10 protein-coding genes and 1 riboswitch are annotated in these 12,177 nt (G+C 41.2%); of the genes, 4 read left to right on the top strand and 6 right to left on the bottom strand.

The features are described from left to right. Positions 1-58: 58 nt before the first annotated feature. Genes WAA15_RS06560 through WAA15_RS06550 form a run of 3 tightly spaced genes read right to left on the bottom strand, consistent with a single transcriptional unit; the run spans position 59 to position 3,591 of the window. Positions 59-1,501 (bottom strand): APC family permease, encoded by a 1,443-nt coding sequence (locus WAA15_RS06560; RefSeq protein ID WP_337041873.1) that lies wholly within the window; start codon positions 1,499-1,501, stop codon positions 59-61. 34 nt (positions 1,502-1,535) lie between these two features. Then, on the bottom strand, positions 1,536-1,934 hold the full coding sequence (locus WAA15_RS06555) for an NUDIX hydrolase (protein WP_337041871.1): 399 nt from the start codon (positions 1,932-1,934) through the stop codon (positions 1,536-1,538). A 1-nt stretch (position 1,935) separates the two neighbouring features. After that, positions 1,936-3,591, bottom strand: a complete 1,656-nt coding sequence (locus WAA15_RS06550) for an amino acid permease (RefSeq protein ID WP_337041869.1) — start codon at positions 3,589-3,591, stop codon at positions 1,936-1,938. A gap of 278 nt (positions 3,592-3,869) precedes the next feature. Between WAA15_RS06550 and WAA15_RS06545 the strand changes: the two genes are divergently transcribed. Together WAA15_RS06545 and WAA15_RS06540 are read left to right on the top strand one after the other, a co-directional pair. Then, positions 3,870-4,922 carry an alcohol dehydrogenase catalytic domain-containing protein gene (locus WAA15_RS06545; RefSeq protein WP_337041867.1) on the top strand — a complete coding sequence of 351 codons (1,053 nt, stop codon included), beginning with the start codon at positions 3,870-3,872 and terminating at the stop codon, positions 4,920-4,922. A gap of 3 nt (positions 4,923-4,925) precedes the next feature. Beyond that, entirely contained in the window at positions 4,926-6,401 is a 1,476-nt protein-coding gene (locus tag WAA15_RS06540; RefSeq protein ID WP_337041866.1) for an aldehyde dehydrogenase family protein, read from the top strand. A 2-nt stretch (positions 6,402-6,403) separates the two neighbouring features. On the opposite strand, the gene WAA15_RS06535 is transcribed toward WAA15_RS06540, so the two are convergent. From WAA15_RS06535 to WAA15_RS06525, 3 genes are read right to left on the bottom strand one after another with little or no spacing between them, the layout of a single operon-like run. After that, positions 6,404-6,898: a GNAT family N-acetyltransferase gene (locus WAA15_RS06535; protein WP_337041864.1), complete on the bottom strand. Its 495-nt coding sequence runs from the start codon at positions 6,896-6,898 to the stop codon at positions 6,404-6,406. Between the two features lies 1 nt (position 6,899). Continuing rightward, positions 6,900-7,322 (bottom strand): barstar family protein, encoded by a 423-nt coding sequence (locus WAA15_RS06530; RefSeq protein WP_337041862.1) that lies wholly within the window; start codon positions 7,320-7,322, stop codon positions 6,900-6,902. Between the two features lie 60 nt (positions 7,323-7,382). Next, positions 7,383-7,679 carry a muconolactone Delta-isomerase family protein gene (locus tag WAA15_RS06525; protein ID WP_337041861.1) on the bottom strand — a complete coding sequence of 99 codons (297 nt, stop codon included), beginning with the start codon at positions 7,677-7,679 and terminating at the stop codon, positions 7,383-7,385. A 151-nt stretch (positions 7,680-7,830) separates the two neighbouring features. Beyond that, positions 7,831-7,928, top strand: a riboswitch (TPP riboswitch). A gap of 117 nt (positions 7,929-8,045) precedes the next feature. On the opposite strand from WAA15_RS06525, the gene WAA15_RS06520 reads away from it, so the two are divergent. Further along, positions 8,046-10,247, top strand: coding sequence for a TonB-dependent receptor (locus WAA15_RS06520; RefSeq protein ID WP_337041859.1), 2,202 nt, complete (start codon positions 8,046-8,048; stop codon positions 10,245-10,247). 356 nt (positions 10,248-10,603) lie between these two features. Next, the gene (locus WAA15_RS06515) at positions 10,604-11,941 is read left to right on the top strand and encodes an APC family permease (RefSeq protein WP_337041857.1); all 1,338 of its coding nucleotides are present in this window, start codon (positions 10,604-10,606) and stop codon (positions 11,939-11,941) included. The last annotated feature ends 236 nt before the right edge of the window (positions 11,942-12,177 follow it).

Below are 12,177 nucleotides of genomic sequence, written 5' to 3'. Positions count from 1 at the left end.
ATAAAAAACGCTCTTTCCTGATTTAAAAGAAAGAGCGTTGGGCATTATTTCAAATGCTTTATTTCTTTTTGTTAAACCATAAATAAACTGGCACGCCAATAGCTACAATAATTAAGCCGGGCAATGTAAATTCTGGTTTTTCTTTAATTAATATCAGTACAATAACAGACGTAGCAATCACATATAACATAGGTATAATAGGGTAGCCCGGTGCTTTAATGGGGCGTTCGGCTTCAGGCATTTTACGGCGTAAAATAAAAATACCGTAAATAGTAAAGGCATAAAACAGAATAACCACATTCATGAGGTAATCGAGCAGGTCGCCATATTTACCTGTCAGGCACAAGAAACAAGCCCATAAACATTGCCACCAGAGTGCATTTTTAGGCACGCCGTTTTCTGATAATTTGCCAAAATTTTTGAAGAATAAGCCATCTTTAGCCATAGTATAATAAACTCTCGACCCCGACAGAATCAGCCCGTTATTACACCCAAAAGTAGATACCATAATCATGAGCGCAACAACAATTGAAAACCCTTGCCCGCCAATAAGTGTGGCAGCGGCAGCAGCTACTCTTTTTTCGCTGGCAAATTGTATGCCTCGGCTTAGTACATCGGTACCGTTAGGGTCACCTTTAAGGGGCAGTATACATAAATAGGCTACATTCATCAATAAATATAACACCGTTACTACCAATGTGCCTATGGCTAAGCCTCTTGGAATAGTTTTTTTGGGTTCAACCACTTCGTCGCCAGCAAAGGTTAATCCATTCCATGAATCGCTCGAAAACAAAGTTCCCACCTGAGTTACTCCAAGTGCCAGAATAATGCCGAACCCACCAATAGCCGTAGTTACCCATTGGCCATTGATTTCTTTGGTACTTGAGGCATCAAACATATTAGAGAAATTCTGAGAAATAACATCGGCGTTCGACCCCAGAATAAAACCCAGAATGATTAAAAGGGCAATAGCAATCAGCTTGGTAGTGCTGAAAATATTCTGGATAATTTTACCTTCTTTTACTCCTCTTGTATTAGAATAAGTAAGAATAATAATACTGGCAATGGCTAAAAGCCGCTGAGATGTTAGTTTAAACGAGGTGTCGCCTATTGAAAAGAACTCGTGTTTGTCGCTGATATAATCAGGAAAAAGTACGCCGCTATACGTGGCAAAAGCAACTGCAACAGCAGCAATGGTGCCGGTCTGGATAACAGCAAAGAACGACCACCCATACAAAAAACCCGTAAGCCTGCCATAAGCCTTTTGTAAAAATACATACTGGCCTCCGGCATGCGGAAACATGGCGGTTAGTTCGCCGTAGCACAAAGCACCCACCATTGTAAGTACACCTGCTATTATCCACGATACTAATAGCCAGCCCGATGCGCCCACTTCTTTAGCCACATCAGAACTTACAATGAAAATACCAGAGCCTATCATAGACCCCGACACGAGCATGACAGCATCGTATAAACGGATTTCTTTCTTAAAATTTGCCAAAGGTTGTTTAGGTTAGGGGTTATTAATGAGTAAATTAAATAACTAAATCGGATTGTTTTAAATAATCGAAAATGATTTGGTCAACAGCCGACGACCTCTCCTTGTCCTGATAGTTCAGCCATGCTATTTCCTCAATCTCGGCATTTGGGGTTAATACTCCTTCATAATCAGCCATATAGCAGGTCATTATAACCTTTGTTCCTGCCTGATGCCCATGTGCCTGAGCTTCAAATTTTCCGAAAAACCGTAAAGATTCCGGTATTAAATCAACGGTTAGTTCTTCTTTTATCTCACGTATAAGGGCTTTTTCGTCGGTCTCACCAGCTTCACGTTTTCCACCCGGAAAGTAGTACGTATCTTTGCCTTTGCTTCGAGTACTTAAAATTTTTTTGTTTTCGATTCGTATCCAAGCCAGTTTATCAATCCAGTGCATACTATTCTTTGGCTAGTTTACTGTTCTGATACCCATAAGCAAAATAGATAACCAAGCCCAGTATCATCCAGATAATGAACATACGCCAGTTTGACCAGCCTAGTTCGGTCATTAAATACAGGTTGGTCAGGATACCCAGTACAGGTAACAACGAGAAGTTATACATGAAGCTCAAACCCGTCAGAGCTAACCACACTAGCCAGAATACAACAAGTAAAGGGCGGTTTTCGAGGTGTTTTATCACCTCTCCTTCCGAGTAAGTAAAATATAAGGCTACCAGCAACAAAATGCCTGTCAGGTATTTGGCATTAATATACGGAATTTTAAATTTGGCATCTTTGCTCATGCCTTTGGTATCCAGATATAAAACGCCAGCACAAACCAGAATAAAAGCAAAGAAGGTACCTACGCTGGTTAGGTCAACGAAGAAACTCATTTTGAAGAATAAAGACGGAACCGCCACCAGTATACCTGTAATAATGGTAGCAAAACCAGGTGTTTTGAATTTAGGGTGTATTTCTCCGAATTTCTTTCCTAGCAGCCCGTCGCGGCTCATGGTCATCCAGATACGTGGTTGGCCTATCTGATAAGCAAGCAGCGCACTTGTAATAGCCACTACGGCACTGACCGAGATAACACCCGCTACGAAGTCGAAACCTACTTTCGAGAATACATAGGCCAGAGGGTCGGCTACGTTAAGTTCGGTATATGGAACCATGCCTGTTAGTACGGTAGTAATCAATACATAAAGTACCGTACAGATAAGCAAACATAAGAGCATGGCTCTTGGTAAATCGCGTTGCGGATTTTTAGCTTCTTCGGCCGTTGTAGAAATAGAATCAAAACCAATAAAAGCAAAGAAAACAGAGGCTACCCCACTCAGCACACCTTCGACACCATTAGGCGCAAATGGCGACCAGTTAGCTGGTTTTATGTAAAAAACACCTGCCACAATCACTAACAGAATAACACCTAATTTTAGCCCTACCAGAAAATTACCTGCATTTCGTGACTCTTTAATGCCTATATAGCATAAGCTGGTGATAAGCACTGTAATAAGCCCTGCGGGCAAGTTAAATATGATTTTAATAAAACCTAAATCGGGCGCATCCTGAAAGGCTTTAGCTAAAGTTCTGGTGCCTTCTGTGATTTCGCCTTTGCCTACCTGAACTGTTTCAAAGGCTTCTTTAGCAGAAGTATAATCAATGGCAAGCCATGTAGGGAAATGAATACCGAAGCCCTCAAGCATGGAAACAAAATAGCTTGACCACGAAATGGCCACCACCATATTTGAAACTGCATATTCAAGAATAAGTGCCCAACCGATAATCCAAGCTAATACTTCACCAAACGATACATACGCATAAGTATAGGCACTCCCGCTTACGGGTACCATAGAAGCAAACTGAGCATAGCTTAAAGCTGTAAAAACACAAGCAACTGCAACAAAAACAAATAGGAGTGATACCGCAGGGCCTCCGTTAAAACTAGCCAGACCAATGGTGCTGAAAATACCTGCACCAATAATGGCAGCAATGCCGAGCATAGTGAGGTCTCTTACGCCAAGAATACGGGCTAGCGAATGGCTTTCATTGCCATTTTTGGCTTCTTGTAATGCCTTGCTAACATCTTTCCTACGAAAAAGGGAGTTACTCATGAGTGTATAGATATTTAGGTTTTTATATGTTTGTTATGCTATATTTTTCAAAACTATTGAAAAAATGATAATACTAACCTATGCAACCCCAAATTTTTATCGAATAAACCAGAATTTTATCACCTTTTTTTATAAATCAGGTTATACGTGAAGGGAGTTTATGAAAATTTATTTTAAAACATTTGTCTATACCTTAGGTGCTGGTTACCTTTGTAAAGGCATAACTTGTATAGACAAGTTGTGGCGTAGTAATTAATAAAAATAAAAAAATATATTCGGTGAAAGCAGCAGTTTATCATGGTAAAGAGGCCATTCTTGTAGAAGAAGTAGCCATGCCCCAACTGGAAGCAGGAGAAGTATTATTGGAAATAGAAGCCTGTAATGTTTGTGGAACAGACCTGAGAACATACAGGCATGGCGATAAGAAAATAACTCCGCCCCGTATTCTGGGTCATGAGTTCTGTGGCAAAGTGGTAGAATCGAGAAGTACGGATACAGACATCAAAGTGGGCGACAGGGTTTTGATGTACATTGTGTTGTCGTGCGGGGAGTGCCGGTATTGCAAAGCAGGCCGCGAGAACCTCTGCCAGAATCGCACAACGATGTCGTATCACCTCGATGGGGCCTTTGCTCCTTACATGAAAGTTCCGGCAAAGGCTGTGCGTAGAAAACAATTATTTAAGGTAGACGACACCTTACCCGCCGAATACCTGAGCTTGGCAGAACCACTGGGTTGTGTTATTAATGCACATGGCAGAGGCCGGCTGGAAATAGGTTTGAAAGACAAAGTGGCTATTATAGGCGCAGGGCCTATTGGAGTGATGCACGCATTGGTTTCAAGGTTTCAGGGGGCCCAACAGGTAGATATATATGATGTTATGCAGGCGCGTTTAGAGAAAGCTACTCAGTTTGATATTGATAATGTAATAAAGGTAGATAAAGAAGGGGCGCATCTGGAACAAGCCCTGACATTAACCGAAGGCTTGGGTTATGATGTAGTAATTGTGGCTGTTAGTGTAGCTCAGGCACAAGCCGATGCCCTCGAAATTGCCGGAAAAGCCGGAAGGGTAGAATACTTCGGAGGCTTGCCTAAATCAAATCCGTTTGCTACTTTAAATACCAATCATCTGCATTACAAAGAATTACGCATCAGTGGCTCTTACTCCGAAAAAATGAGTGATTTTCAGGCAGCTACGGCATTGGTACAAAAGAAGAACTTTCCGGCCGACAAAATCGTGACACATGTATTGCCACTAGATAATATTACGGAAGCATTTACTTTGATGGAGTCAGGAGAAGCCCTGAAAGTGAGCATTAAACCTAACTTATAGTCTATGAATACAGAACTTATCGAAAGTGTAAAAGGACAAGTCTGGGGGCTTTTTCTTGAAGGTAAATCGCAAGCGGCATCTGATGGTTCAACGAGTACTGTTTACTCGCCGGCAAACGGCCAAGCTGTTGCAACTATTGCGCTGGCTACTGCGCAAGACGTAAATCTGGCTGTCGAAATTGCTCAGAAAGGCTTTCTGGAATGGCGTAAGCAAACGGCTTATCAACGTGAAAACATTATTAAAAAAGCAACGGCTTATGTACGCACACAGGCCGACCGCATCGGAATGCTGATGGCACTTGAGCAAGGCAAGCCCTTCAACCAGTCAAAGTCGGAAATAATAGGCTCCTGTGATACGCTCGATTATTTTGCCGCCGAGGGCGTACGTGTTGAAGGCTATGTAAACCAAACCGAGAAAACAGGCGTTTTTTCGATGGTAAAGTATTACCCTGTGGGTGTTTGTGCATTAATAACTCCGTGGAATTACCCCGTTTCTTTGTTGTCATGGAAACTTGGGCCTGCGTTGGCTGTGGGTTGTTCGGTTGTGGTAAAGCCCACTACTGTAACGCCGCTTTCGCCTATGGCTTTTTGTATGGCTCTGGTTGAGGGGGGCATTCCGCCTGCGGTAATTAATGTACTTACAGGGCAGGGGTCTACTGTTGGTAATGTTCTGGCGCAGCACCCGCTGGTGAAAAAAGTAGCCATGACAGGCTCTACCCTTACAGGTAAAAAACTCATGCAAGCCGTAGCGCCATACCTTAAAAAAATATCGTTAGAATTAGGGGGGCAATGCCCAGCCATTGTGTGTGAAGATGCCGACATAAAAAATGCGGCTACCGTTATCGCCTATAAAGGATTCAGAAACATGGGGCAGTCGTGTAGTAGTGTAAATCGGGTGTATGTGCATGTATCACAGCATCAGGCTTTAGTGGCAGAGCTAAAAAAACTGGCCGAAAAACTAACCATTGGCGATGGCGTAAGCGATGGTGCGGTAGATTTAGGCCCTATGGCAACAGCCGAAGGCATTACAACCTCGCGCCTGCATATTGCCGATGCTATGGGTAAAGGGGCATGGCTGGTAACGGGAGGAAAAGCCCCTGAGGGAGAGCAATATGAAAAAGGGTTTTATTTCTTACCTACTATTCTCGACAATTGCCATGCAGCCATGAAAGTTATGCAGGAAGAAACCTTTGGTTGTATTGTAGCCATAGAAACCTTTGAAACACTTGAAGAAGCTATTGGTAAAGCTAATGATACAAATTATGGTCTGGTAGCTTATGCCTTTACGAAGGATTTCAGAACAAGTATGTTATTGAGCGAGCAACTAGAGGCCGGAACTGTATGTATTAATAACGGTGCTGTAAACACTAATTATGCCCCCTATGCAGGTTGGAAAGACTCCGGCTATGGGGTAGAGCTATCAAGAAATGCAGTTTTTGAATACCTTGAAACCAAACATATTAAAATAGAGGGGCTTTGAGCTTAGGTTCGGTATCGGGCATAAATATGTTCATCGTAGAGTTTTCCTTCTTTTAAAAGCGATTGGCGCAAAATGGCTTCTTTGATGAAGCCTGCTTTTTCAAGCACTCTCATAGAAGCCGCATTGTATTCAAACACGCCGGCATAAATACGATGAACAGGGTAGTTGGCAAAGGTGTAATTAACAACATCTGTAATGGCAGTCGAGATAATATTATTGCCCCAATAGGCTTCGCCTAACCAATACCCGATTTCGGCATTTTTCTGATAAATATCTTCCTTAAGCAGAATGCCAATTCCTCCAACGGCTTTGGCATCTACTACAATGGCAAAGTTTGCGGCAGAGTCCTGCGCTATTTTTATCCATTCGTAGGCGTCAGCAAGGGTGTATGGGTGCGGGAATATATCTTTCAGATTCCGCCATATTTTATAGTTGTTGGCTTGTTCTGCCAAAGATTTTTCATCGCCCGATTGCCATTGTCTAAGAATGTAATCCATTTCAATTGCTTCTGTAACTTATTTCCTGTTTGTCAAGTAGCTCTCTGATACGTGCGCTATCAGAAAAAGCAAAGAGTAACTCTTTTTTACGGATGTCTTCGCTGTCTTCTTCCCAACGCCAGTCTTCACAAATGGCATCAAGTAAATTGAGCAAAGTCGACATTTTCTCAGGATTACGCTCTTTTTCAATAAATAACTCCGACGGAGAAATATACACAACTATTCTTTCATCTTCCAGCCAAGACAAATCGCTTAGCATTTCGTCAAGGCCATCCAGCGTAAAACTAAATTCTTCAGGAAAAGCGAGCGCATCGGCTATTTCTTCATAAAATCCTCTGAGGGTTTGGGTTTTATGGCCATCCAGTTCTATAACAGAATAATTATCGGGCAGTGCTAAATCTTTGGCAACAAGAAAATTAGGCATTGGTTTGTTTGTAGATATGTATTTAAAACGTGGTTTATCTTACGGCTAAACCACGTTTGTTTAGTTCAGAGAAAAAGTAGGCACTTTCATTACAACCGAGTTTACAAACATCAGTTCTGTAATGGTAGGGTGCATATAGTCTATTAACGGAAACTCGGCAATAATATCCATTACTTCGAGTTCGTCTTGGGCATTTACCACACACCAAAGTTTACTTCTATCGGCCGACAACGCGTAAGAATGCAGTTTCCCTTCTTCCAACAGTTGATTTACAGCAATTCTCTGATACGGTATTTTGGCAATGAAACTTTCAGGGAAAGGCACTGGCAAATCAAATTCCACCATAAATTGATTCATAACTTCACACATTTTAATAAATAAATTCAAAATTTACATCAGTACGGAATTGTTTGATTTTCAGGCTCTTGCAACAACTCTTTGTATACGTTATAAATTTCTATCACTAATATAAACAAGTTTTCTAAAAAAAACGTTTTCTTTGCAAAACTTATCTCAAAAGGGGTGCCTTAATATAACGGGCTGAGATTATACCCATCGAACCTGATGCAGGTAATTCTGCCGAAGGGAGAGAGAGCAGGTCTTACGGATGCGCATCCAGAGGTTTGCTCATAGATTCCACTTAAAATTTTGTTCCATCAGAGCATGGCCTAGCTATGCTTACAAGATTTTACTCCTTTGCCTTGTTAAAGTTTTCGTAAACCAATGAAAAAATTAACAAAAGCGGTTTTAATCGCCAATTTCAATCAACAAAAAAACTTTACAAAAGTTGTACTAGCTTCGCTTGTGTATCTTTCCTGTACCTTATTTGCGGCTGCGCAGGAAGTTGATTCTACCAGAATCAGTGAATTGAATGAAGTAGTTGTGAGGTCGACTCGTGCTAACGAAAAAACGGGTATGGCTTTTACCAATGTGTATCAGCGAGATATTAAAAAGCAAAATCTTGGTCAGGACCTACCCTTTTTACTTAATCAGTTGCCATCAGTAGTAGTAAGTTCAGATGCCGGCGCGGGCGTAGGCTATACCGGAATCAGGATACGCGGCTCTGACCCAACCCGTATTAACGTAACCTTGAACGGCGTGCCTTACAATGATTCTGAATCGCAGGGTACATTCTGGGTTAATATGCCCGACTTTGCCTCAAGTGTACAAAGCATACAGGTGCAAAGAGGGGTGGGAACATCAACCAACGGCGCGGGGGCCTTCGGAGCCAGCCTTAACATTAATACGCTAGGGTATGAACGCGAGGCTTTCGGAGAAACAAATATTACGTATGGCTCCTTTAATACCAGAAAAGCCAACGTACTGGCAAGCACGGGTTTACTGAACAACCACTTTGTGGTAGATGTACGTTTGTCAAAACTGGCTTCTGATGGCTATATCGACAGAGCTAGTTCTGACCTGAAATCGTTCTATGTGTCAGGCGGGTATTATAACAAAAGTAATTTTATCCGTTTAAATATTTTCTCAGGTAAAGAAGTAACTTACCAAGCGTGGGAAGGCGTACCCGAAAGCCTGCTCAAGACTAATCGTACGTATAACCCGTATACCTACCCTAATCAGGTCGATAATTACCAGCAAGACCATTATCAGTTAATATCTTCGTTCAAGTTGAATAACCAATGGACTTTTAACCCTACTTTACATTATACTAGGGGGCGAGGCTACTATGAGCAGTTCAAATCAGACGATGCACTGGCTAACTATAAACTGCCCGATGTAATTATGGGTGGCGACACCATCAGCAGTACCGACCTCGTGCGCAGAAAATGGCTCGATAACCATTTCTATGGTATTACTTACTCGTTCGATTACCAAAGTAACAAGAAACTTTCGGCAAATATTGGTGGAGCATGGAACAGGTATGACGGCGACCACTTCGGAGAAGTAATCTGGACCAAATTTGCCTCTACACCAAGCAATGACTACCGTTGGTATGAAAGCCACTCTAAAAAAGTTGACTTCAATATTTTCGGAAAGTTGTTCTATCAGGTAACCGATAACTTTAACTTGTTCGGAGACATCCAGTATCGTACAGTTGGCTATGATATGAAAGGCATAGCCGATAAATTACAGGATATTACACAAAAGGCTTCTTATCAGTTTTTTAACCCTAAAGTCGGACTAAACTATCAGTTAAGCACACAGGCATCTGTCTATGCCTCTTATGCTGTTGGTAATAAAGAGCCTAACCGTACCGACTTTGTCGATAACGCTAAAGCTCCGCAGCCCGAACACCTCGAAGACCTTGAAGCGGGGTATCGTTGGGCTGAGCAGAAATTTACATTCGATGCCAATGTTTACTATATGAATTATAGAAATCAACTGGTACTTACAGGGCAGGTAAATGGCGTAGGAGAAGCTATACGGGTAAATGTTCCGAAAAGCTATCGGGCCGGAATTGAGTTAGTAGCTAACTGGAAATTTGCCCCGAAATGGCGTTTAAATGCCAATGCAACATTTAGCCAGAATAAAATCAGAAACTTTACCGAAACGATTGTAAATTATGATGGCGAAGCTGACAAAATAAATAAATATAGCAAAACAGATATTTCTTTTTCGCCTAATGTAATTGCTGGCGGGCAGTTGGCTTATATGCCTGTAAAGAATCTGGAGTTTGCTTGGTTGCCCAAATATGTAGGTAAACAATACATGGATAACACCTCTGACGATAAGCGCAAGTTAAATGCGTTTTTTGTGAACGATTTACGTGTCAATTATACCGTTGCACCTAAAATCATGAAAGAGTTAACTTTCAGTTTACTGGCAAATAATGTATTGAATCATCTATACGAATCTAACGGATATACTTACAGCTATATATATGAGCAAAAAGTAGTTACCGAGAATTTCTATTATCCGCAGGCAGGTACTAATTTTCTGCTGGCTGTAAAAGCAAGATTCTAAAATAAAGAAGAAAAGGGGCTATCTGGAAAGTTTATTTAGGGTAAATAATATTTTACACTTTTAACTTTTTAGATGGCCCCTTTTAGTTGCCCTTCTTTGAAATAGAAAATTTCACATAGCTACATTTCAGGTAAATCAGCTGGCGGATATATCAAAATAAACAAATTTTTTACTCATTCACGGCTCATTTTACAAGCAACTAATAGGTTTGTAAAAATCTGATTATTAAATAACTACACTTCCGCTTTTTGTGTATAAGTGTACTTAAGGGTTTAAAGCCTATTCTTGTTTTTCTACTATTTGTTTCGTTTTTCTTATAAATTGCTATCTTCGTTTAAAAGTAATAAAAATAAAGCATGGCTTCTGAAAAAAATAAAGGCGAACTTCTCAAACTTTTAGGTGTTGGTTTTGGTATAGCAGTAACCATAGGTGGCACTATTGGCACCGGCATTTTACGTAAACCCGGTATAATTGCCTCAAACCTCGGCGACCCTGCCATTATTATGCTTGTTTGGGTTCTGGTAAGTATTTATGCTTTTTTAGGGGTTTTATGTGCCATTGAGCTTGGGGTGTCTGTACCAAAGGCGGGAGCTTGGTATGTATATGCCCGAAGGGCTTTTGGCGATTACGTTGGCTTTGTAACGGGCATTACCAGTTGGCTCGGCACTGTGGCGGCATTGGGTTTCGGGGCATATACCATGAGCGAGTTCGTAGCTTTGTTATTACCTGAAGCCGACCCATATATCAGATACATGGCCATCGGGATTCTGATTTTACTCATGGGTTTTCACTGGTTAGGCACAAAGTCGGCAGGTCGGTCACAAGAAATAGTTTCTTTCCTGAAAGCCATCGGTTTATTTGCCTTTGTAATAGTGTGTTTTGTGTATGGTGGCGATGTAAAAAGCCAAAGCCTGCTTGAAACTACCAAAAAAGTAGCCCGACCGAGCCTGATTACGGGCATTATTATTTCGTTGCAATCGGTATTTTATACTTTTGACGGCTGGCATACAGCCGCTTATTTTTCAGAAGAAAACACCGACCCCGCTAAAAACCTTCCTAAATCAATGATTAGCGGAGTACTGGTTATTATTGCCATTTACTTGCTGGTGAATCTGGCTATACTTTATATAATGCCATTAGATATGCTGGCTACCTCAAAACTAGCCGCGGCCGATGCCGTAAAAATGATTTTTGGAGAAGGGTCGGCCAAGATAGTAACCATTTTTCTTACGCTTTCGATTTTCGGCATTCTTAATGCCCAGATTATGTTCTCGCCACGAGTAATTTATTCTATGAGCCGCGACGGCCTGTTTTTTAAGCAAGCCCAACAGGTAAATAGTGGCGGAACCCCCTCGGTAGCCATGCCACTAACAGGCATTTGCTCAATTCTGCTTATTCTGAGTGGGAAAGACACTTGCGAGAAACTGTCAGACATAGCCGTTTTCTTTTTCGTAATGTGCTACATTGCAGGCTTTGCCTCGGTAATTATGCTTCGTAAAAAAGAACCAAATCTGCCTCGCCCTTACAAGGTAATCGGGTATCCGTTCATTCCTGTGGTATTAATTATTATCTCACTGGCATTTTTAATAGGGGCTGTCTATAAAGATTTAGATAGTAGCCGCTATGCGCTCATTTTTCTGATTTTTAGCTATCCGTTATTTTTATTGACGAAATATCTGAACGAACGGGCCTAAATATCATTTGTCATGAATTAATTATTTGTAATTATTTTTCAAATAACCATATTTGTGGCAAATATGCTGGCTTGTATCTGTAAGGAAATATGCCTACTGAGCTTATGAGAAAACATGGCTTTTTCGGGCAGTTATTTATGCTGATTTGAGGGGCTATATTTTACGTTTCGGGAACAATATCCGGTAGAATCACATTTCTTAGTATTAAGGATAACATACGTTGATAGAGCCGCTAT

This window comes from Emticicia sp. 17c (genome assembly GCF_037153985.1).
Classification (GTDB): Bacteria; Bacteroidota; Bacteroidia; order Cytophagales; family Spirosomataceae; genus Emticicia.
The sequence above is the reverse complement of the archived record's forward strand: the minus strand, read 5'-3'. Positions and strand labels throughout refer to the sequence as shown.